The following is a 22,072-nucleotide window of genomic DNA, read 5'->3' on the forward strand; positions in this document are numbered from 1 at the left end:
CGGGATGGCCCGCCCTCACTCCCTTATTCCCGTCACACCATTGTTACGGAACGGTAAGACTTCTTCCTTATAAAGAGCGGCCAGCCAACAAGACCCCCAACAGGTTGCCGCCATGCTCCGCTCGCCGTCCCCGCTCGCCCGCTGCATCACCCTCGCCCTGGCCGGTTGCACCGGCCTGGCCAGCGCCGCCACCGTCACCGTGAACAGCGCCACCACCACCGGCCAGGTGCTCAGCGGCGAGACCACCCTCCAGGTGGGCAGCAGCGGCAGCATCACCACCAGCGGCAAGAGCGTGGAGCTGAAGAACGCCACTAGCGGCACCGGCGTGGTCGTCGACAACAGCGGCCTGATCAGGTCCACCGCCGACCGCGGCCTCGACGCCTCCGGCAGCAACCCCGCGCGCACCTACCAGATCATCAACCGCGAAGGCGCCACCCTCGACGCCGCCAAGCAGGCCATCCGCATCAGCGGCGACCTGGCCGGCACCCGCGTGTCCATCGACAACGCCGGCACCGTCATCTCCCAGACCGACCGCGCGATCATGCTCAAGGACCTCAAGACCAACGTGCAGATCGATATCACCAACCGCGCCACCGGCCTGATCCGCGGTGTGCGGGAGGACGCCATGCGCGTCGGCAACAACGCCACCATCACCAACTACGGCACCATCAGCAGCGGCGACATGACCAGCGCCGACGCCAAGTTCGACGGCATCGACTTCGACGCCTCCACCGGCGGCAAGGTGGAGAACCACGGCACCATCACCGGTGGCCGCCACGGCATCACCACCGATGCCGGCGCCGAGCTGGTCAACTACGCAGGCGGCGTGATCATCGGCCGCAACGGCTCGGGCTTCGGCTCCGACGGCAACGGCCGGGTCACCAACTACGGGCGCATCACCGGTGCCTACAACGGCCTGGTGCCCGATGGCGACGGCGATGGCGTGGACATCGACGGCCAGGGCTGGATCGACAACCACGGCATCATCGAAGGCACCGGCGCCGGCGGTTCCAAGGACGGCTCGCCGAACACCAGCGAAGGCATCGCCATGGGCGGCGGGACGATCCTCAACCACGCCGGCGCCACCATCAGCGGGGCGGCCAACGCCATCCTCATCGACGACAGCGCCACCGGCGGCGCCCCCTATGCCACCCACCTGGAGAACTTCGGGCAGATCCTCGGCCTGGGCGGCGACGCCGTGCGCATCATCGGCGAGCAGGCCGACAGCGTGATCAACGGCGGCCTGATCAGCAGCACCGGCGGCGTGGCCCTGGACCTGGGCGGCGGCGCCGACAGCCTCACCCTGCGCAGCGGCAGCCACTTCGTCGGCCGGGTGGACGGCGGCGCCGGCCGCGACGTGCTGACCCTGGACGACGTCGGCGGCAGCTTCGGCAACAGCACCCGCTTCGAATGGCTGCAGGTCAGCGCCGGCCGCTGGACCCTCGACACCGACGACTTCAGCGAAGGCGGCCAGGTGCTGGCCGGCGCCGAGTTGGTCAACCTCGGGCGCATCGGCGGCACCCTGGGTGTCGCCTCGGGCGCTACCTACGCCGGCGGCGGCCATGTGGATAACCTCGACCTCGCGGCCGGTTCCACCCTGGCCTTCGCCGTCGCGGCCGACGGCAGCCACAGCCCGCTGCAGGCCGACGGCCGGGTCAGCCTCGACGGCGCCCGCCTGGATGTCCGTGCCAGCGCCGGCACCTACCCGAACACCAGCCGCTACCAGGTGATCCAGGCGGCCGGCGGTGTCAGCGGGCGCTTCGCCAGCGTCACCAGCACCTTCGCCTTTCTCACCCCGAGCCTGCGCTACGGCACCAACAGCGTGGAGCTGGAGCTGACCCGCAACGACGTGGCCTTCGCCAGCGTCGCCGGCAACAGCAACGCCGCCACGGTCGCGGGCAGCATCAGTGCCCAGGGCAGCCCGCAGTTGTACAACGCCCTGGTGGTGCAGGACGGCGCCCGCGCCGGGCAGGCCCTCGACCAGTTGGCCGCCGCCGGCAACGCCAGCCTCGCCGGCAGCAGCCTGGCCAGTACCGGCCAGGTCACCGGCGCCATGCTCGGCGCACTGCAAAGCGTCGGGGCCAGCGGCACCGGCGGGCTGCTCAGCGCCCGCTCGCTGGAAGACGGGCCGCAACTGGCGGCCCTCGGCGTGCCTGAAGCGGCACGCAACCTCAACGACCCCGCCGCCCGGGGCCATCTGTGGATGCAAGGCCTGGGCAGCCACGGCCGCCTGGACGGCCAGGCCGGCAGCGCCGACCTGGACAGCGATACCCGGGGGGCGGTGCTCGGCGCCGACTGGGCCCTCGACGGCCAGTGGCGCCTCGGCGTACTGGGCGGCTACTCGCGCACCCGCCTGGATGCCGGACGCAGCCTGAAGGGTGATGTGGACAGCCTGCACCTGGGCCTCTACGGCCTGCGCCAGGACGGCCCGCTGTCCCTGCGCCTGGGCGCCGCCTACAGCCGGCATGACGGCGAGAGCCGCCGTACGGTTGAGTTCGACGGATTCAGCGACCGCCTCAAGGGCCGTTACGACGCCCACAGCCTGCAGGCCGTCAGCGAACTGGGCTACGCCCTGGGCAGCGGGCGCTGGCAGGCCGAACCCTTTGCCGGGCTGGGCTACCAGTACTACGCCCGCGACGGCTACGCCGAACGGGGCGGAGCCGCCGCCCTGCGGGTGGACGACCAGCACCAGGGCAACTTCACCAGCAGCCTCGGCCTGCGCCTGGCGCACCTGGGCACCCTGGACAACGGCATGACCCTGGTGCCGCGCCTTTCCCTGGCCTGGCGCCACGTCTACGGCGACGTCGACAGCAGCACCCGCCAGGCCTTCCTCAGCGGCGGCAGCGCCTTCCGCGTCGAAGGCACCGCCCTGGACCGCAACAGCCTGCTGGTGGAAACCGGCCTCGACCTCGGCCTGAGCAGCACCCAGCGCATCGGCCTCGCCTACAGCGGCGAACTGGGCAACAACGCCCGCAACAACGCCCTCATCGCCCAGTGGCAGATGGGGTTCTGAACAGGCAGGGGAGCGAGGTCCGCGTGGATCGATGAAGCACGAGATCCACCAGCCGTCTCCGGTTGGCCCTCGGGCGAACCGTAGGATGCGCTGAGGCCACGAAGCGCATCACATCGCGGCCAAGTGGCGGCACCACGGATAGCCTCGGCGCTCGGATCGATGGGCTTCGCTGCGCTCAGCGCCATCCTACGGGTGCCGATTGAAGCGTTCGGCACCGCACCCGACGTCTCCCGTTGGCCCTCGGGCAAACCGTAGGATGCGCTGAGGCCACGAAGCGCATCACATCGCGGTCAAGTGGCGGCACCACGGATAGGCTCGGCGCTCGGATCGATGGGCTTCGCTGCGCTCAGCGCCATCCTACGGGTGCCGAGCCAGATCGGAACGACGCGAGGGAGCGCCCCGCTTCAATTGACCCGGCAGGCACCCTCGGAGAGACGTTCCAGGAAGCGGTCGCGCAGGCGGCTTTCGCCGTCGAACTCGGCGGCGGGCGGGCCTTTGTGGACGGGGTCGGTGAAGGACAGGTTCACCAGCAGGCGGTAGACCTGGTAGCGCTCGCGCACCGGGCGGGAGCCGGGGCAGTCGCGGAAGTAGTCGGTGCGGGTCACCTGCTCGCGCCGGCAGTTCTGATCGTCGAGGTGGTCGCCGTAGCGCTCGGTGCCGCTGAGGTAGCGCTTGCCGTCGCAGTTGAGGACGCTCACGGTGCGGGTGCAATAGCCCGGCGCGGTGCAGGACTCCTGGCGATCGCGCTCGGTCTGCAGTTCGCGCTCCTCGCGCCAGCGGGCCTGGATGTCGTAGTTCAGCCCGGCCTCGCGGCCGTCGATGAAGAACGAGCGCTTGCCGTAGGCGCTGCGGGGCACGTCGATGCTGACGTCGTCGCGCTCGTCCTTCAGCCGCAGGGTCCCGAAGAAGCTCGGCGTGGGGCTGAACTCCAGCTCCTTGTGGCCCTGGTGCAGGGTGGCCTCGTCGTTCAGGCGCAGCGCCTGGCTGTCGCGGGTGAACAGGTAGCCCTTGCCCTTCACGCCGCCGCCGCAGCCGGCGAGCAGGAGGCCGGCGAACAGCAGCACGAGGGCACGGGCGAGGGAACGGGGGTGACGGAGAGCGTCCATGGTCGGGGGGTTCCTTGAAGCAGGTGGGTCATTCGATTTCGAAGAGGTTGTTCTGCAGCGGCCCGACCTGCAGGCGGCGGCGGATGTCCTCGTCGACGCGCGGGTCGTCCGGGCGGTAGAGCATCACCTGGCGGTAGGCGCTGACGCGGTTGATCTCCGGCCCCAGGTATTCCCACACCACGCGGGTGCAGGCGGGGTTGCGCCGGTCGCCGCTGGAGACGCCGGTCTTGAGGCCGTTGAGGCGGGTGATGCGGCTCTTGAAGCTGGGGATGAGGATGGTCTGGCTCATCTCGTTGAGGGTGAGCGACTCGAAGTCGGCGAGGAACAGCCGGTCCTGCAGCTGGAACGCCGCGCCGAGGTAGCGGCAGCGCACCCAGTCCTCGGCCTCGACGTTGGAGGCGCTGGAGCGCTCCTGGCGTTCCTGGCGCTCGAACAGGAAAGTGCCGCGCTCCTCCCACAGGTGCACCAGCGACAGCAGGATGGTGCCGGGCACCGACATGCAGTTGGAGTATTCGAAGTAGTAGCCGCAGTAGCGCGACAGGTCGCCGGCGTGCTCGCGCAGGGGGCGCAGCATCTGCATCAGCGGGTCGTCGCTGGGGGCACTGCTGTCGTGGGGGCGGCGGGCACCGATCAGGCGGGCGAACTGCTCCGGTGGCAGGCCCAGCTCATAGTCCTCGACACCGAAGAAATCACCGATGCGCTTGAGGTTGTAGGCCGTCGGCGCGCTCTGGCCGCTGAGGTACTTGTTGAACTGCGCACGGTTGATCGACAGCTTCCGGCAAACCTCCGAGATAGAGCGGTAGTGGCTGCACAGCAACTTCAGGTTGGCACCCAGATTGTTTGACAATTCCCGCCCCTCCAGCTGACGCGAGCGGCGCGATTGTAGCGTCAACTCGCATCATTTTGAGCCAACCTGCGAAATTGCCTGACCGACGGCCATGCCCAACCATGCGCGCCTCTGCCTCGACCCGCTCGCGGCACTCCATCGTTCGAACAATAAGAATCGAGGAATTCTCCAATGCTCGAAGCGCTCAACGACTTCCTGTCCGGGAAACTGCTTATCGTGCTGATCGTCGGGTTGGGCGGGTATTTCACCCTCCGCTCCCGTTTCGTCCAGTTCCGCCACTTCGGCCACATGTTCAGCGTTTTCAAGGAATCCATCCGCGGCCAGGCAGGCCAGCTGAGCTCCTTCCAGGCCCTGATGCTGAGCCTCGCCGGCCGCGTCGGCGCCGGTAACATCGCGGGCGTCGGCATCGCGGTGACCCTGGGCGGCCCGGGCGCCGTGTTCTGGATGTGGGTGACCGCCCTGGTCGGCATGTCCAGCAGCTTCTTCGAGTGCACCCTGGCCCAGGTCTACAAGCGCGCCGATGGCGACGGCCTGTACCGTGGCGGCCCGTCCTACTACATCGAGCACGGCCTGAAGCTGCGCTGGATGGCCGTGACCTTCGCCGTGCTGCTGCTGGTGACCTACGGCTTCGCCTTCAACGGCCTGCAGTCCTTCACCGTGACCCACTCCCTGGAGAACGCCTTCGGCCTGCCGGTGCAGTACACCGGGATCGGCCTGGCCGTGCTGCTGGGCCTGGTGTTCATCGGCGGCATCAAGCGCATCGCCGCCGTCTCCGACCTGCTGGTACCGGTCAAGACCCTGGCCTACATCGGCGTGACCCTGTACGTGATCGCCACCCAGATCGAGCTGGTCCCGGGCATGCTGGTGACCATCGTCAAGAGCGCCTTCGGCCTGGAACCGGCCTTCGCCGGCCTGCTGGGCAGCGCCATCGTGATGGGCGTGAAGCGTGGCGTGTTCGCCAACGAAGCCGGCCTGGGCAGCGCCCCGAACGTGGCCGCCGTGGCCGCCGTGAAGCACCCGGCCGCCCAGGGCGTGGTCCAGGCGTTCAGCGTGTTCCTCGACACCTTCGTGATCTGCACCTGCACCGCGCTGCTGATCCTGCTGTCCGGCTTCTACACCCCGGGCTTCGAAGGCGACGGCATCGTCCTGACCCAGAACTCGCTGGCCGCCGTGGTCGGTGACTGGGGCCGGATCTTCGTCAGCGTCGCGCTGAGCCTCTTCGTCTTCACCTGCATCCTCTACAACTACTACCTCGGCGAGAACGCCCTGCAGTTCCTCGCCGGCCGCAGCCGCGCTGCCCTGCTGACCTACCGTGGCCTGGTGCTGGCACTGATCTGCTGGGGCTCCATGCAGAACCTGGGCACCGTGTTCGCCTTCGCCGACATCACCATGACCTGCCTGGCCTTCGTCAACCTGCTGGCCCTGGCCCTGCTGATCAAGGTCGGCCTGCGGGTGATGCGTGACTACGACGAGCAGCGCAAGGCCGGCATCGACCAGCCGGTGTTCGACGCCAGCAAGTTCACCGACCTGGACCTGGACCGCGCCGCCTGGCCGATCAACCCGGTCACCGAAGCGGCTCCGCAGCAAGTCCCGGCCGGCCTGGCGGAAAGCCACCGCTAAGCGCCCCGCGCGTCACCGGATGCCGCTTCTCCGCCCTGCGGGGAAGCGGCATTTTCATATCAGGCAACCTTTTCTGGTGGGATCGGCTCGCGTTCGCGGCCGTATTCAGCGTTATGCTGGCCCACCGTTTTACTCCCCGTACGACCAGGGCAAGGCATGAGCGCAGTCAAGAACCTCTTCGTCCTCTACACCGGCGGCACCATCGGCATGCTGCAGAGCGCCCAGGGCCTGGCCCCGGCCGGCGGCTTCGAGGCGCGCATGCGCGAGCACCTGGCGAGCCAGCCCACTGCGCCGGCCCTGGACTTCACCTTCGCCGAGATGCTGCCCCTGCTGGACAGCGCCAACATGACCCAGGCCCAGTGGCTGGCCATGCGCGACGTCATCGTCGACGCGGTGCGCGAAGGTGGGCACGACGCCGTGCTGCTGCTGCATGGCACCGACACCCTGGCCTACAGCGCTGCGGCCCTGAGCTTCCAGCTGCTCGGCCTGGGCGTGCCGGTGGTGCTCACCGGCTCCATGCTGCCGGCCGGTGCCGAGGGCAGCGACGCCTGGCCCAACCTGTGCGGCGCCCTGGCGGCCCTCGCGGCTGGCGTGGCGCCCGGCGTGCACCTGTGGTTCAACGGCGCGCTGATGCACGGCGCCCGCGTCAGCAAGCTGTACAGCGAGGCGCTGGACGCCTTCACCGTGTTGCCGCGCCCGCGCCACGGCGAGCACGCACCGGTGCCTGCCGAGCTGGGCTTCGCCGTCCGTCGGCAGCCGGTCAACCTGGCGGTGGTGCCCCTGTTCCCCGGCCTGCAGGCCGCGCACCTGCGGGCCCTGCTGGGCAGCGGCGTGCAGGGCCTGCTGCTGGAGTGCTACGGCAGCGGCACCGGCCCGTCGGACAACGCCGAGCTGCTGCAGGTGCTGCGCGAGGCGCGCCAGCGCGGCGTGGTGCTGGCGGCCATCAGCCAGTGCCCGGCCGGGCACGTGGAGTTCGGTGTCTACGCCGCCGGCAGCCAGCTGGCCGCCAGTGGCCTGGTGTCGGCCGGCGGCATGACCCGCGAGGCCGCCCTGGCCAAGCTGTTCGCCCTGATCGGTGCCGGCCTGGACGCCGAGGCGACGGAACGCTGGTTCGCCCTGGACCTGTGCGGCGAACGCGCCGACTGACCCCCGCAGGGGCCTGCCCGGGCCCCTCGCCATGCCCCGCGCGGCCGTCTGCGCCGCGCCAATCCGCCGCATTCAAAAGCGCCCTCCGAAGCACCACCATGGCGCGCGCAAAGGCCCCGTCCAGAGCGGCCTCTTCGACCTTGGTATAGAAGTCGCCCCGCGCCGCAGCCCCTAGACTGCGCGCCTTCCTCCCCACCCTGAAGCCCTGAGGTTTTCCTCCATGTACCCTGATCGCGTACGCCTGCCCTCGTTGTTGGACAAGGTCATGAGTGCGGCCGAGGCCGCGGCCCTGATCGAAGACGGCATGACCGTCGGCATGAGCGGCTTCACCCGCGCCGGTGAAGCCAAGGCGGTGCCCCGCGCCCTGGCCGAGCGCGCCAAGGCCTCGCCGCTGCGCATCACCCTGATGACCGGCGCCAGCCTGGGCAACGACCTCGACAAGCAGCTCACCGAGGCCGGCGTACTGGCACGGCGCATGCCGTTCCAGGTGGACAGCACCCTGCGCAAGGCGATCAACGACGGCAGCGTGATGTTCATCGACCAGCACCTGTCGGAAACCGTCGAGCAGCTGCGCAACCACCAGCTCAAGCTGCCGGACATCGCCGTGATCGAGGCCACCGCCATCACCGAGCAGGGCCACATCGTGCCGACCACCTCGGTGGGCAACTCGGCCAGCTTCGCCATCTTCGCCAAGCGCGTGATCGTGGAGATCAACCTCTCCCACCACACCAACCTGGAAGGGCTGCACGACATCTACATCCCGACCTACCGCCCGACCCGCACGCCGATCCCGCTGACCCGCGTGGACGACCGCATCGGCAGCACCGCGATCCCGATCGACCCGGCGAAGATCGCCGGCATCGTCTTCACCAACCAGCCCGACTCGCTGTCCACCGTGCTGCCGCCGGACCACGAGACCCAGGCCATCGCCGACCACCTGATCGCCTTCTTCGGCCGTGAAGTGGCCGACGGCCGCATGAGCAACAACCTCGGCCCGCTGCAGGCCGGCATCGGCAGCATCGCCAACGCGGTGATGTGCGGCCTGATCGACTCGCCCTTCCAGGACCTCACCATGTATTCCGAGGTGCTGCAGGACTCCACCTTCGACCTGATCGACGCCGGCAAGCTGCGCTTCGCCTCGGGCAGCTCCATCACCCTCTCCGCGCGCCGCAACGCCGACGTGTTCGGCAACCTGGAGCGCTACAAGGACAAGCTGGTGCTGCGCCCGCAGGAGATCTCCAACCACCCTGAAGTGGTGCGGCGCCTGGGCATCATCGGCATCAACACCGCCCTGGAGTTCGACATCTACGGCAACGTCAACTCCACCCACGTCGGCGGCACCAGGATGATGAACGGCATCGGCGGCTCGGGCGACTTCGCCCGCAACGCCCACCTGGCGATCTTCGTCACCAAGTCCATCGCCAAGGGCGGCGCCATCTCCAGCGTGGTGCCCATGGTCAGCCACGTGGACCACACCGAGCACGACGTCGACATCCTGGTCACCGAACAGGGCCTGGCGGACCTGCGCGGCCTGGCCCCGCGCGAGCGCGCACGGGTCATCATCGACAACTGCGTGCATCCGGATTATCGTCCGGCGCTCGATGCGTACTTCAGCGCCGCCTGCGCCAAGGGCGGGCACACACCGCACCTGCTCCGCGAGGCTATGGCCTGGCACATCAACCTGGAAGAAACCGGCCGCATGCTGGCCAGCTGAGCCCCCGCCGAACGGCCTTTTACCTGACAAACAGGTCAAAAAACTGCATCAGGTAAAAGGCCAACTGTACTGCTCCAAACCCCTGCCAAAAGGCACTTCCCCAGAGGAAAATCCGGTTTCCCGTTGAATGCCGAGGGTTTCAACGGGTAACCGATACAGCTGACTAAAATTTTACCAATACAGTTAGTTAGCTTGCTTTCTAGTAGCCATACAATTTTCGGTAGCTGTGACTACTGGGTCGGCTGTTCCGGCTAGAAAATAGCCACCAGACAACCCCTCTAGCCCCGCCACAAGCGGGAAGGAAGCACCGCCATGGAACGTACCCTCAGTTCCGACCTGATCTTCAACTCCCACGAGTCGAGCGCCAAAGCCTCCTGGCCGCTGCGCGTCATCTCCACCCTGCTGCTGTGGCAGCGCCGCATCGCCAGCCGTCGTCAACTGGCCATGCTGGACGCCCGCCTGCTGGCTGACGCCGGCATCAGCGAAGCGCAGCGTGAACTGGAGCTGAACAAGCCCTTCTGGCGTTGAGCCAGCGCGGCGCAAGCCGCACCGCAGTACCGACAGAACCCGCCGCTCAGCCGGCGGGTTTTCGTTTTTACAGCCCCGGAAAAACGGGCGCTGGTACAGATGTGCCGGATCCGGGCGTAACAGTTCGCGGATATCCGCACCTGGACCCGTACAATTCCACCCCGCTGTGCCTGCCCAGGCTCCCCCCGCCGCGCGACCATGGACTGCCCCACACCAACAGGGAAGCCACAACCATGGAACGCCACCTCCACGCCCGCCCTGCCCCGCTGCCGCCCGCACCCCGTGCGCCGCTGTTCCTGCGCCTGTACGCCCGCGTCGTCGAATGGCAGCGCAACGCCCGCACCCGCAGCCACCTGGCCCAGCTCAACGCCCAGCAGCTGGCCGACATCGGTCTCAGCGAAAGCGACCGCCGCGTCGAGCTGGACAAGCCGTTCTGGCGCTGAAACGCGACCCGGCGGTCATCTGCTCTGCCGCTGCGCTTGGCCCTGTGCGAAAATCGGCGCCGCCCCGCTCCGGGGCACCGTGTCGATGGGGCGCCCTGGCGGGCGTCCCCCTGCCGTACAGGAGTTTCCCCATGCCCTCGTTCCGCCTGCTCGGTGCCGCTGCGCTCCTGGCCTTCTCCAGCGCCACCTTCGCCTCCAGCCTTGCCGTGACCACCGACTCCCTGGTCGGCGCCCTCAGCGCCACCGCCGACGCCACTTCGGACGCCTCCTCCTCCCTGCGCGACAGCAAGCTGGTACGCGCCGCCCGTGACGACGCCGCCAGCTTCGTCGCCAGCGAAGGCGCCATCCGTGGTGCCCGCCTGGAAGCCGCCCTGGCGCACATCCGCACCCAGGCACCGCAGCTGCAGGCCAGCGACCTGCAACTGGCCGAGGCCATCCTCGCCCTCTGAGGCACCCGATCGGCGCCACCCGGTTCACAGCCGCGACAGCAGGCTATGGCCGCGCCTGGCGCCTTTCGCTAGCCTTGGCGCCCGCCGCGCCGGTACCGCTGCGCTTGCGCTGAACCGGGCGGCCGCTTTGACGTCCAATGACCCGTACAGTTTTCACCTCCGGAGACCCTCCATGCGTCGCACGCTGATCGTCGCTGCCACCGCCCTCACCCTGTTCACCGGCATCGCCCAGGCCCAGACCCTGGTCGCCACCAGCAACATCGTCGTCCGTGCACTGGGCCGCAGCATCGACTTCACCTCCGACACCACCACCTCCATCCGCGACATGAAGGTCATCCGCGAGGCCCGCGACGACGCCGCCAGCTTCGTCGCCAGCGAAGGCGCCATCCGTGGCGTGCAGCTCGAAGCCGCCTTCGACACCCTGCGCACCCGCCTGCCGGAAGCCCGCGACGCCAGCGACGAAGCCCTCGCCCAGGCCATCCTCGCCCTCTGAAGCGGCGCCCTTGAGCCTGCGTCTGTGGCGCCTCGGCGCGCTCGGCCTGGCCGCCCTGCTGGCCTGCGCCAGCACCCGGGCCGACCTGCGCCTGGCGCTGAAGACCGACGGCCTCGACGCCGCCCAGCGCCAGGCCAGCCAGGCCCTGCTCGACGAAGCCCTGCAGAAGCTGCCGCCGCGCTTCGTCGAACGCCTCGACCGCCAGGTGGAAGTCACCTGGGCCGATGACCTGCCGGACAACGCCTACGGCCGCGCCACCCGCATCGACGCCCTCGACCTCAACCGCGCCCTGCTGCCCGCCCTCGCCGACGGCAGCGCCGCCCGCGAGAAGACCACGCGCCCCCACGGCACCGTGCGCCGCGAACTGCTGGCCACCGTGCTCCACGAGCTGACTCACCTCTACGACCGCGCCCACTACCGCGACGCCGCCCAGCGCAGCCTCGGCTTCCGCTGCCGCAGCGCCCAGGCCAGCACCGGCGCCGTCGGCCTGCGCAGCGAATGCCGGGGGCAGACCGCCCGCCGCTTCACCTTCAGCGACGACCCGCGCCTGCTGGACCTCGCCGGCTGGCCCCAGCGCGTCGGTCAGCGCGGCGAGCGGGAAGCGGACAACCACCAGGCCGCCCGCAGCCCCGACCTCTACGAGCTGACCAACCCCCGCGAATTCGTCGCGGTGAACATGGAGTACTTCCTCCTCGACCCCGACTACCGCTGCCGACGCCCCGCGCTGTACCGCTACTTCCGCGACCACTTCGGCTGGGCCCCGGACGCCGCCGGCACCTGCGCCAGCGAACTGGCCTACCTCAACGCCGGGCGCGACTTCGGCCGCGAGCCCCTGGGGCGCCTCGACCCCGAGCGGGTCTACGAAGTGGACTACCTGTTCGCCGAAGCCAACGACAACTGGGCCAGCCGCTGGGGCCACACCATGCTGCGCCTGGTCATCTGCGCCCCCGGTCGCCCGCGCGGCCCGGACTGCCGGCTCGACCTCGACCAGCACCTGGTGCTCTCCTACCGCGCCTTCGTCGGCGACGTGCAGCTCTCCAGCTGGGACGGCCTCACCGGCGCCTACCCCTCGCGGCTGTTCGTCCTGCCGCTGGCCCAGGTGATCGACGAGTACACCAAGGTGGAAATGCGCAGCCTCGCCTCCGTGCCCCTGCGCCTGGACCGCGAGCAGGTACACAACCTGGTAGAGCGCGCCGCCGAAATGCACTGGAGCTACGACGGCAACTACTGGTTCCTCTCCAACAACTGCGCCGTCGAGACCCTCAAGCTGCTGCGCAGCGGCACCGCCGACCCGCGCCTGGACGACCTCGACAGCATCATGCCCAACGGCCTCCTCGCGGTGCTGGAAGGGCGCGGCGTGGCCGACCCCAGCCCCCTGCGCGACCCGAAGGAAGCCTTGCGCCTGGGCTACCGCTTCGACTCCTTCCGCGACCGCTACCAGGCCATGTTCGACATCGCCCGCCAGCGCCTGGGGCTGCCCGAGGCCGACGTGGAAACCTGGCTCGCCCAGGACGCCACCCGCCGCCGCCCCTACATCGAACACGCCGACCTGCGTGGCAGCGCCGCCCTGCTGCTGCTGGAGCAGGCCGCCATGCGCCGGCAGATGCTGCTCGCCCAGGACGACCTCAAGCGCCGCTACCTGGACAACCGCGCCACCCTCGGCCAGACCGAGTTCTCCCGCGCCGGCGGCACCCTCGAACAGATCCTCGCGAACAGCGGCTTCCTCAGCCGCCCGGCCGACCTGCTGCAAGGCAGCGGCTACGGCCTGCCCCAGGCCAGCGAATGGCAGCGCCTGCAGGAAGAGAGCGCCAACCGCCAGCGCACCCTGCGCCAGCTCACCGACAGCCTCGACCGCGAACTGCGCGAACTGATCGACCCGCGCATCCTCACCGAACTCGACGCCACCCAGGCCAACCTCGACCAGCTCAGCGCCCACCTGCGCCAGCTGCACAAAGCCGCCGGCGGCCTCGAACTGCCCTGAGCCCGCTTCCACGGATACAGGGTGGATCGCGCACCATAGCCACGACCAACACCCCTGCGGGATGGCGCTCAGACCGGGAATGCCCGGCGCCGCTCCCGGGCTGAAGCCCGGGCTACAGCCTGAGCGCAGCGATGCCCATCATGCCGAGCGCAACATGTGGTGCCACGGCCTGGCGTGGACGCGATGCGCTTCGTGGCCTCAGCGCATCCTACGGATCGTGCCCAGCCCGACCGGGGGGGCGGCGGGAGTTGGTGGATGCGAAGAGCGGCATCCAACCTACGCGACCAGGCAGCACCAACCGTAGGGTGGATCGCGCTTCATCGATCCACGCGGACTCCGCGCCAAAGCCTCGGTCAAGGCCCCCGCAGGACGGCGCTCAGACCGTAGCCCGGACTTCAGTCCGGGAATGCCCAGCGCCGCTCCCGGGCTGAAGCCCGGGCTACAGCCGTACGCTTCACCGATCCACGCACCCGCGCCAAAGCCATGGCCAGCCCCCCGTAGGATGGCGCTGAGCGCAGCGAAGCCCATCAAGCCGGGCGCAACATGTGGTGCCACGGCCTGATATGGACGCGATGCGCTTCGTGGCCTCAGCGCATCCTACGGATCGTGTACAGCCCGACCGGGGGTGGGCGGTGGGCGTTGGTGGATGCAAAGAGCGGCATCCAACCTACGCGGCGGGCGGCATCTTTACGTGGTTTCCTACAGCGCGGGATGAGGACGTTGGGGGAAATGGGCGGGTGTGCCTCCGTACAATCCGATTCCCCTGTGATCACGTTGTTTGGCCTGGTTCGGCTCTCTAGTGTCCGTCGCCGGTGCTCAACACACCTCTCACTTGGCGGTCCTCCGCACCCGATAGTCGCGGCGCTGGTCAAACAGCGGTCGTTCTGGCCGGGTAGCGCGCAGCCATAAAAGACTCCTTCGGGGGGAAATCTGCGGGCCGTTCCAAGTGCGGTGTTGAAGTACCCGGCCGCCCTCTCAACAAGGGCCCTCTCAACGACACTTGGAAATGCACTCATGAACGAGCTGCTCGACGACACCCCCATCCTCCAACCCCGTGTCTTCATCCGCCATCGCCGCCAGTTGCGGGCCTTTCTGCTGGATGACCAGGCCTGGTTCTGCGTGCGCGACCTCGGGCGGCTGATGCAGCACCCGCTGCTGGAGGACCGCATCCGCGCCAACCTCGACCCGGACCAGTGGCGCTGGGCCTGGTACCCGGATGGCGGCGGGGTGGCGGAGGAAGGTTTGCTGGTGAGCGAGTCGGCGGCCTATGGGGCGCTGATCCACTACTACCACCCGGAGAACCGCAGCATCCGCCAGTGGCTCACCCAGGAGGTGGTGCTGACGCTGCGCAGCGAGTGCCGGGGCGACCCGGTGCAGCCTCGGCAGGTGCAGCTCCACGGCGCGGGCCAGCCGGTCAGCGTGCTGGAGTGGCAGGGCCGGGTCTGGGTGCCCTGTGGGGAACTGCCGAGGGTGCTGGCCGTGCGCTGATGGGGCGCTGTGGATAACTCACAGCGCCTCTTCCTGCTCCTCCGGCAGGTGCGGGTCGAGGGTCACCCAGGGCAGGCGGCTGCGCACCCAGATGTGGCGGTCGGCCGGGGCCTGGTGGACGTCGTCGAGGGTGGCCACGGTGACGTCGAGGCTGTCCGGGCTGAGGCTGGTGTAGAGCGCCAGGTGGCAGCCGCAATGGCCACAGAAGTAGCGGCTGCAGGTGGCGGAGGAGCGGTATTCCGCCGGCTGCCCGTCGAGCCAGGTGAACGCCGCGCGGGGCACGGTGATCCAGGTGGTCACCAGGCCGCCGGTGATGCGCCGGCAGTCGCTGCAGTGGCAGTGGGCGATGTCGGCCAGCGGGGCGTCGAAGCGGTAGCGCAGGCGGCCGCAGTGGCAGCCGCCGGTGTGTGCGGTGGTCATGGCGTACTCCTTGGCAAAGGCGCAGCCTAGCGCGTTGCGGGTTGCGCCGTGAGGGCCGCGGCGGACAAGATGCGGCCTTCGCCACCGGACAAACGGACGCGCCCGTGCTGACCCTGCTCCAGGCCCTCTGGCCCCTGTTCGCCCTGATCGTCGCCGGCCATGTGCTGCGGCGGGTCGACTTCCCCGGCGAGGCCTTCTGGCCGGCCGCCGAGCGTTTGAACTACTTCATCCTGTTCCCCGCGCTGCTGTTCAGCAGCCTGGCCACGGCGCCGCTGGACAACCCGGCGCTGCCGCGCCTGGCACTGGCGGTGCTGCTGGGCCTGGGCCTCGGCTGGGCGGCGTTGCTGCTGGCGCGGCGCCTGCTGGGCTGGCCGGCGGCGCGCTTCGGGGCGATCACCCAGGGCGTGCTGCGCTTCAACACTTACCTGGGGCTGGCGGCCATCGGCAGCCTGTTCGGCAAGGAGGGGCTGGCCATCGCGGCGCTGATGCTGGCGCTGATGGTGCCGACGGTGAACCTGCTGTCGGTGTGGTCGCTGACTGCCGAGCGCGGCGTCAGCGCACGGGGCCTGCTGCTGCCGATGGTGAAGAATCCGCTGATCCTCGCCTGCCTGGCCGGTGCCGCCTACAACCTGACGGGGCTGGGCCTGGGCGGCGGGCTGGACCGGCTGCTCAACCTGCTGGCGGTGGCGAGCCTGCCCCTGGGCTTGCTCTGCGTGGGGGCGGCGCTGCAGCCCCGCGAGCTGGGTGGCGAGCTGCCGGCCCTGGGCTGGAACTGCGCGGCGCGGCTGCTGGCGATGCCGGCGCTGGCCTTCGTCGTGGCGCGAGTGCTCGGGCTGCCGGCGATGGAGAGCAGCATCCTGGTGCTGTTCTTCGCCCTGCCGACGGCGCCCACCGCCTATGTGCTGACCCGCCAGCTGGGCGGCGACGGCCACCTGATGGCGGGGATCATCACCCTGCAGACGCTGCTTTCCGGCGCGACCCTGGTGGCCGTGCTGGCATTGCTGCAAGCCGGGGCGGGCTGACCGCCCGTCCGGATTTCGCTGCACGTTCGCTGCCGGTTCGCAGCGAAAGCTGGCTGAAAGCTTCGCCCCTTAGCATCGCCCCACCGCCGGCACAGACCGGCCGCCCGGCGCTGCCCGTTCCGCGCCAGGCACCCCGACAACAACAAGATGGGTGATTGCCATGTTCCGCTCCTGCCGCCTCCCCGGCCTCGTTCCGCCCCCTCTCCGTACCCGACCCGCTGCGCGCTGACCGGCGCCCGTCCTCGTCGCCTTTCGTCCGGAGATTCCCATGCTGACCTTCCTCGGTTTCGCCATGGTCATGACCTTCATGTTCCTGATCATGACCAAGCGCCTGTCCGCCCTGATCGCCCTGATCATCGTGCCCATCACCTTCGCGCTGATCGGTGGCTTCGCCGCCGGCATCGGCCCGATGATGCTGGAGGGCATCACCAAGCTGGCGCCCACGGGCGTGATGCTGATGTTCGCCATCCTCTACTTCGCCCTGATGATCGACTCGGGCCTGTTCGACCCGCCGGTGCGCGCGATCCTGCGGCTGGTGAAGGGCGACCCGCTGAAGGTGTCCATGGGCACGGCGGCACTGGCGCTGATCGTCTCCCTCGATGGCGACGGCGCGACCACCTACATGATCTGCGTGGCGGCGCTGCTGCCGCTGTACAGCCGCCTGGGCATGAGCCCGCTGATCATGGCGGGGCTGATCATCCTGGCCGGCGGGATCATGAACATGACCCCCTGGGGCGGCCCCACCGCCCGTGCGGCCAGTGCGCTGCACGTGGACCCGTCGGACATCTTCGTGCCGATGATCCCGGCGATGGCGGCCGGTGCCGTGGCGCTGTTCGGCCTGGCCTGGGCCTATGGCAAGCGCGAGCGCGCCCGCCTGGGCGTGCTGCAGCTGCCTGACCTGCCAGAAAGCCATGTGGACATCAGCGTGTCGCAGTTCCCCGAGGCGCGCCGGCCGAAGCTGCTGTGGGTGAACGCGGCGCTGACGGCGGCCCTGATGGTGACGCTGATCCTCGGCCTGATGCCGCTGCCGGTGCTGTTCATGGTGGCCTTCAGCATCGCGATGATCATCAACTACCCCTGCCTGCAGCAGCAGAAGGAGCGCGTGGCGGCCCACGCCGGCAACGTGCTGGCGGTGGTGGGGCTGATCTTCGCGGCCGGCATCTTCACCGGCATCCTCTCCGGCACGGGGATGGTGGAGGCGATGTCCAAGAGCCTGCTGGCGGTGATCCCGCCGTCCATGGGGCCGTACATGGCGGTGATCACGGCGGTGGTGAGCATGCCGTTCACTTTCTTCATGTCCAACGACGCTTTTTATTACGGCGTGTTGCCGGTGCTGGCCGAGGCGGCGGGCCATTACGGCATCAGCCCGGTGGAGATGGCGCGGGCCTCTATCGTGGGCCAGCCGGTGCACCTGCTGAGCCCGCTGGTGCCCTCCACTTACCTGCTGGTGGGCCTGGCGAAGATCGAATTCGGCGACCACCAGCGCTTCACGTTGAAGTGGGCGGTTCTGATCTGCCTGTGTATCCTGCTCGCCGCGCTGCTGCTCGGGGTCTTCCCGCTGTTCGGCACCCCGTGAGGGTCAGGCGCCTCCTTTAATTCATTCACGCCGGAAAGGCTCGCACTTTCCGGCGTGGCCGTGCTCCAACCTAGCCGTCGACACCACGAGGTACACGCATCATGGAATGGCTGACCAGCCCGGAAATCTGGGTCGCCTTCTTCACCCTGACCGCCCTGGAGATCGTCCTGGGCATCGACAACATCATCATGATCGCCATCCTCGTGGGCCGCATGCCGCCGCACATGCAGGCACGTACCCGGCTCTTCGGCCTGGCGCTGGCGATGGTCACGCGCATCCTGCTGCTGCTGTCGATCACCTGGATCATGCGGCTCACCGCCGACCTGTTCCATGTGTTCGACCAGGGCATCTCCGGCCGTGACCTGATCCTGTTCTTCGGCGGCCTGTTCCTGCTGTGGAAGAGCAGCACCGAGATGTTCCACAGCCTGGAAGGCGAGGACGAGGCCAGCGAGGCGCCCAAGGGCAAGGGCGGCAACTTCATCGCCACCATCATCCAGATCGCCATCATCGACATCGTGTTCTCCCTGGACTCGGTGATCACCGCCGTGGGCATGGTTTCCCACGTGCCGGTGATGGTCGCCGCGATCATCGTCGCCGTGCTGGTGATGATGGCCGCCGCCGGCACCATCAGTGCCTTCATCGACAAGCACCCGAGCCTGAAGATGCTGGCCCTGGCCTTCCTGGTGGTGGTGGGCACCGTGCTCATCGCCGAGGCTTTCGAAGTCCACGTGCCGAAGGGCTACGTCTACTTCGCCATGGCCTTCTCCCTGGGCGTGGAGGCGCTGAACATCCGCATGCGCATCGCCCGTGGACGCAAGGAAGAGGCGGTGAAGCTGCGCAAGGACATCCCGGGGGAATAAGCCCGGGCGTGACCGCCAGCTGAAACAAGAACGGGGCCGAAGGGCCCCGTTTTTTATTGCCGACCGCACCATCGCGGATTTCCTAAAAATCTAATGCCGCTCCGCTATTCGTCCTAACTGATCCAGTGCCTGGCATCCGCCGGGTCATCACGACAAGGACAAGGAGGCAGTTATGAAAAAGATTTTGAGTATCGACGGTGGCGGCATCCGGGGGGTTATCCCCGCGACCATTCTCTGCAAGATCGAGGAAATGACCGGCAAGCGAACGGCCGAGTTGTTCGACCTGGTGATCGGGACATCCACAGGCGGCATCCTCGCCCTGGGCAGCTGCGCCAGGGACAGTGCCGGCTCGCCCCGCTATTCGGCCAGGGAGCTACGTGATCTCTACGAAAAGCATGGCAAGGACATCTTCGCCCGCTCCTTCTGGAGCGGCATCACCTCCACCGGCCTGTTCGACGAGTTGTATTCGGAAAAGGGCCTGGAAACCGTGCTGGGGAAATACTTCGGCGACAGTACGCTGGGCCAGTTGCCTGCTTCCCCCAAGGTGGTGGTGACCACCTATGATCTCCACCAGCGCGAGCCGCTGTTCATCAAGAGCTGGTACCCGCAGCACGGCGGCATCAAGCTCCGGCAGGCGGCTCGTGCAACATCGGCGGCCCCCACTTACTTCGAACCGCTGCGGCTCACGGTCAACGAGCGGGATTGTGCCCTGGTGGATGGCGGAGTGTTCATCAACAACCCGGCCGTGTCGGGCTATGCGGAAGCCCGGAAGGTCTTTCCGAATGACGACTACTTCGTCCTGTCCCTCGGCACCGGGGAGCTGACGCGCAAGATCCCCTACGAGGAGGCCAAGGACTGGGGCAAGTTCGGCTGGGCCCTGCCGCTGCTGAGCTGCATGTTCGATGGCGTGTCCGACGCGGCGGACTATCAGCTCCGGCAACTGCTGGGCAGCCATGAGTACTACCGGATGCAGGTCCGGCTGGTGAGCGCCAATGACGACATGGACGATGCCACTCAAGCCAACATCCGCAAACTGATCGCCTTGGCCGAGGAACTGATCGACCAGCGCAAGGACGAGCTGGCGGCCATTTGCGAGACCTTGATCCATTGAGCCGGGGAGGCACGTCGAGCATGCAGAGACTGGAAATAGGCCAACAGAGTCCGCTCATCCGGGTAGACGCCGGCAAACGCTGGAACCCTTCGAATATCCAGGTCAGCGCAGGGGAGCGCTATCGAGTGACGGCGTCGGACCATGAGTGGTTTGACGCTGGCCTGGAGGCCACTGCAGCAGGTTGGGACGGTAATTGGCTACTGAAAGCATCCAAACCACTCATCCGCTGCAGAGAAGGACGCTGGTTCCAGCTGATAGGTGCGCTGGGAACGTCCGAGCGACCGCTGTTCCCGCTTGGTATGGATGCCGAATGGGTGATCCCTGCTGGAGAAGATGTCGAGCTGACGTTGTTCGCCAATGATGTGATCGGTATGTATTGGAACAACCGCGGTTTTGTTGAAGTCACTGTCACTCGCCTGGCTTAAGTCACGGGGCTAAAAGGCGGACTCCAAAGAGTCCGCCTTTTCTATTGCGGTCTTTACGTGTACGGCTCGAACCGCTCTCCCTTGAAGCAGCGCACCGGGTTGCCCCGCTCCACCCGGTGGTGGAACAGGCGGCGCTCCGCGCGCAGGGCGCCGTCCGCCTCGTCGGCCCGTTGCGCCAGGCGCTGGCCGATGAGGAGGATGGCCAGGCGCTTGTTGGCGTGCTGGCTGCGCTCGCTCTGCACCTTGACGCTGATGCCGCTGGCCAGGTGGGTGGCGCGCACCGCCGAGTCGGTGGTGTTGACGTGTTGCCCACCGGGGCCGGAGGCGCGCAGGGCTTCGAAGCGGATCTCGCCTTCAAGGCTGGCCGGCGGCGGGGCGAAGCGGGCCCCGCCGAAGAACCAGTTCTTGCGCCCGTGGTTGGGCCGGTAGGGGCTGGGGCAGGTCCATTGCAGGGTGCCTTCCCAGTCCCGGGCGAGGCCGTCGGCCTGGTCGCCGTCCAGGGCCAGGAGGGCGGAGACGAGGGTGCCGCGCCGGGCACCCTCCTCCCGCTCCAGCACCTGCACGCGCACCTGCCGCTGCGTGGCTTCGTGCGTCAGCCGCTGCAGCGCCTTGGCCACGGCCAGGGCGCATTCGTCCGGCCCCTGGGCCGCCGAGAGTTGCAGGAGGATCATCAGCAGCACCCTCCGCGTGTCTTGTAGGTCAGCACCGGCTTGAGCCGCGCCAGCACCTGCACCAGCCCGGCATCGCGCAGGGCGCCAACCACCGAGTCGATGACCTTGTAGGCTTCCGGCGCTTCCTCGTAGATCAGCGCGCGGTCGGCGCAGATCACCCGGCTGCCGAGGGCGGTGCGTTCCAGCTGCTCGACGCTGTAGCGCTTGGCGAGGCGGTCCTTGCACTCGCTGCGCATCCACTTGCGCCCGGCGCCGTGGGCCAGGGAGTTGAGGCTGCGCTCGTCGGGAACCGGGGCCACCAGGTAGCTGTAGTCACCCCGGGAACCGGGGATGACCATCACGCCCTGGTCGGCGGGGGTGGCGCCCTTGCGGTGCAGCCAGCCATCGACGCCACCGAGGGTCGCGGCGGAGACGAGGTTGTGGTTCACGTCCAGCAGTTGTTCGCCGTCTGCACGCAGGCGGTCGAGGATGCGTCGGGCGATCAGTTGCCGGTTGGCTTCGGCGAAGCGCAGGGCACCGTCGTGGCGGGCCAGGTAGTGCTCGGCCTCGGGGCTGCCGGCCTCCAGGCCGGCGTGGCTGAAGCGGTCCACCTGCTCGCGCAGGATGGCTTCGCCCAGGCCGCGCGAGCCGCTGTGCACCAGCAAGAGCAGGTGCTTGCGGTCGATGCCCAAGGCCGCCAGAGCGTCGGCGTCGTAGGCTTCGTCGAGCTGCTGCAGCTCGGCGAAGTGGTTGCCGCCACCGATGGTGCCCAGGGAACGCTCGTGTCCGCAGGGCGGCAGGCCGAAGGCGGCGATCGCCTCGTGCCAGCTGTCGTCCAGCGGTGCGTCGAGGGAGCCCAGGCGCTTCTCCAGCTTGTCCAGGTGGAGCTTGGCGACGGGGATGTCGGTGCGCCAGAAGGCCATGCCGCAGCCGATGTCGTTGCCCACCAGGGCGGGGTAGAAACGGCCGCTGGAGAAGAACGCGGCGCCCACCGGGTAGCCGCGCCCCGGGTGCAGGTCCGGCATGCCGGCCACCCGTTGCATGCCCGGCAGGCGGGCGGTGGTTTCAAGTTGCTGGATCGCTTTTCCTTCGATCCAGGTGTCGTCCGCGGCGATCAGGGTGATGCCGTCGGCCAGATTGCGAATGCAAGTGCCCATGGTCCAATCCAAATGGGTTGAAA

General features: G+C 68.4%; 20 protein-coding genes. 15 read left to right on the forward strand and 5 right to left on the reverse strand.

Annotation, left to right across the window (positions count from 1 at the left end; translation table 11 throughout):
* Positions 1 to 112 precede the first annotated feature (112 nt).
* Positions 113 to 3,013, forward strand: a complete 2,901-nt coding sequence (locus BM198_RS10110) for an autotransporter family protein (RefSeq protein ID WP_074969694.1) — start codon at positions 113 to 115, stop codon at positions 3,011 to 3,013.
* Between the two features lie 404 nt (positions 3,014 to 3,417).
* Here the strand turns inward: BM198_RS10110 and BM198_RS10115 are convergent, their stop codons facing one another.
* Entirely contained in the window at positions 3,418 to 4,119 is a 702-nt protein-coding gene (locus BM198_RS10115) for a hypothetical protein (RefSeq protein ID WP_074969696.1), read from the reverse strand.
* Positions 4,120 to 4,147: 28 nt separating this feature from the next.
* On the reverse strand, positions 4,148 to 4,966 hold the full coding sequence (locus BM198_RS10120; protein ID WP_074969698.1) for a helix-turn-helix domain-containing protein: 819 nt from the start codon (positions 4,964 to 4,966) through the stop codon (positions 4,148 to 4,150).
* Positions 4,967 to 5,137: 171 nt separating this feature from the next.
* Here BM198_RS10120 and BM198_RS10125 point away from each other — a divergent pair, with 171 nt between their 5' ends.
* From BM198_RS10125 to BM198_RS10165, 9 genes are all read left to right on the forward strand, one after another.
* The gene (locus BM198_RS10125; RefSeq protein ID WP_044403437.1) at positions 5,138 to 6,586 is read left to right on the forward strand and encodes an alanine/glycine:cation symporter family protein; all 1,449 of its coding nucleotides are present in this window, start codon (positions 5,138 to 5,140) and stop codon (positions 6,584 to 6,586) included.
* Between the two features lie 156 nt (positions 6,587 to 6,742).
* Complete coding sequence (locus BM198_RS10130) at positions 6,743 to 7,732, forward strand: asparaginase (protein ID WP_044403439.1); 990 nt, start codon at positions 6,743 to 6,745, stop codon at positions 7,730 to 7,732.
* A 220-nt stretch (positions 7,733 to 7,952) separates the two neighbouring features.
* A complete protein-coding gene (locus BM198_RS10135; RefSeq protein WP_044403440.1) occupies positions 7,953 to 9,446 on the forward strand; it encodes an acetyl-CoA hydrolase/transferase family protein in 1,494 nt (497 codons plus the stop codon).
* Positions 9,447 to 9,758: 312 nt separating this feature from the next.
* Positions 9,759 to 9,974, forward strand: coding sequence for a DUF1127 domain-containing protein (locus BM198_RS10140; protein WP_044403441.1), 216 nt, complete (start codon positions 9,759 to 9,761; stop codon positions 9,972 to 9,974).
* 233 nt (positions 9,975 to 10,207) lie between these two features.
* Positions 10,208 to 10,417: a DUF1127 domain-containing protein gene (locus BM198_RS10145; protein ID WP_044403443.1), complete on the forward strand. Its 210-nt coding sequence runs from the start codon at positions 10,208 to 10,210 to the stop codon at positions 10,415 to 10,417.
* Between the two features lie 131 nt (positions 10,418 to 10,548).
* Positions 10,549 to 10,866: a DUF2388 domain-containing protein gene (locus BM198_RS10150; RefSeq protein WP_074969700.1), complete on the forward strand. Its 318-nt coding sequence runs from the start codon at positions 10,549 to 10,551 to the stop codon at positions 10,864 to 10,866.
* 172 nt (positions 10,867 to 11,038) lie between these two features.
* The gene (locus BM198_RS10155) at positions 11,039 to 11,359 is read left to right on the forward strand and encodes a DUF2388 domain-containing protein (protein WP_044403447.1); all 321 of its coding nucleotides are present in this window, start codon (positions 11,039 to 11,041) and stop codon (positions 11,357 to 11,359) included.
* A 10-nt stretch (positions 11,360 to 11,369) separates the two neighbouring features.
* Positions 11,370 to 13,340 carry a DUF7844 domain-containing protein gene (locus tag BM198_RS10160; RefSeq protein WP_394328342.1) on the forward strand — a complete coding sequence of 657 codons (1,971 nt, stop codon included), beginning with the start codon at positions 11,370 to 11,372 and terminating at the stop codon, positions 13,338 to 13,340.
* 1,014 nt (positions 13,341 to 14,354) lie between these two features.
* Positions 14,355 to 14,828, forward strand: coding sequence for a BRO-N domain-containing protein (locus tag BM198_RS10165; RefSeq protein ID WP_074969703.1), 474 nt, complete (start codon positions 14,355 to 14,357; stop codon positions 14,826 to 14,828).
* A gap of 18 nt (positions 14,829 to 14,846) precedes the next feature.
* On the opposite strand, the gene BM198_RS10170 is transcribed toward BM198_RS10165, so the two are convergent.
* Positions 14,847 to 15,248 carry a GFA family protein gene (locus tag BM198_RS10170; RefSeq protein ID WP_074969705.1) on the reverse strand — a complete coding sequence of 134 codons (402 nt, stop codon included), beginning with the start codon at positions 15,246 to 15,248 and terminating at the stop codon, positions 14,847 to 14,849.
* 41 nt (positions 15,249 to 15,289) lie between these two features.
* Here BM198_RS10170 and BM198_RS10175 point away from each other — a divergent pair, with 41 nt between their 5' ends.
* From BM198_RS10175 to BM198_RS29575, 5 genes are all read left to right on the forward strand, one after another.
* The gene (locus tag BM198_RS10175; protein ID WP_373323392.1) at positions 15,290 to 16,270 is read left to right on the forward strand and encodes an AEC family transporter; all 981 of its coding nucleotides are present in this window, start codon (positions 15,290 to 15,292) and stop codon (positions 16,268 to 16,270) included.
* 268 nt (positions 16,271 to 16,538) lie between these two features.
* Positions 16,539 to 17,846, forward strand: coding sequence for a CitMHS family transporter (locus tag BM198_RS10180; protein ID WP_044403455.1), 1,308 nt, complete (start codon positions 16,539 to 16,541; stop codon positions 17,844 to 17,846).
* Between the two features lie 101 nt (positions 17,847 to 17,947).
* Positions 17,948 to 18,706, forward strand: a complete 759-nt coding sequence (locus tag BM198_RS10185) for a TerC family protein (RefSeq protein WP_044403457.1) — start codon at positions 17,948 to 17,950, stop codon at positions 18,704 to 18,706.
* 172 nt (positions 18,707 to 18,878) lie between these two features.
* Positions 18,879 to 19,817 carry a patatin-like phospholipase family protein gene (locus BM198_RS10190; protein ID WP_074969709.1) on the forward strand — a complete coding sequence of 313 codons (939 nt, stop codon included), beginning with the start codon at positions 18,879 to 18,881 and terminating at the stop codon, positions 19,815 to 19,817.
* Between the two features lie 20 nt (positions 19,818 to 19,837).
* Positions 19,838 to 20,242: a hypothetical protein gene (locus BM198_RS29575; RefSeq protein ID WP_139233600.1), complete on the forward strand. Its 405-nt coding sequence runs from the start codon at positions 19,838 to 19,840 to the stop codon at positions 20,240 to 20,242.
* Positions 20,243 to 20,295: 53 nt separating this feature from the next.
* Here the strand turns inward: BM198_RS29575 and prfH are convergent, their stop codons facing one another.
* Positions 20,296 to 20,913 carry a peptide chain release factor H gene (gene prfH / locus BM198_RS10200; RefSeq protein ID WP_074969989.1) on the reverse strand — a complete coding sequence of 206 codons (618 nt, stop codon included), beginning with the start codon at positions 20,911 to 20,913 and terminating at the stop codon, positions 20,296 to 20,298.
* Positions 20,913 to 22,049 (reverse strand): RNA ligase RtcB family protein, encoded by a 1,137-nt coding sequence (locus BM198_RS10205; protein WP_074969711.1) that lies wholly within the window; start codon positions 22,047 to 22,049, stop codon positions 20,913 to 20,915. Before BM198_RS10205 ends, prfH begins: the two co-directional genes overlap by 1 nt.
* Between the last annotated feature and the right edge of the window lie 23 nt (positions 22,050 to 22,072).

The sequence above is a fragment of the Metapseudomonas otitidis genome (assembly GCF_900111835.1).
GTDB classification, from domain to species: Bacteria; Pseudomonadota; Gammaproteobacteria; order Pseudomonadales; family Pseudomonadaceae; genus Metapseudomonas; species Metapseudomonas otitidis.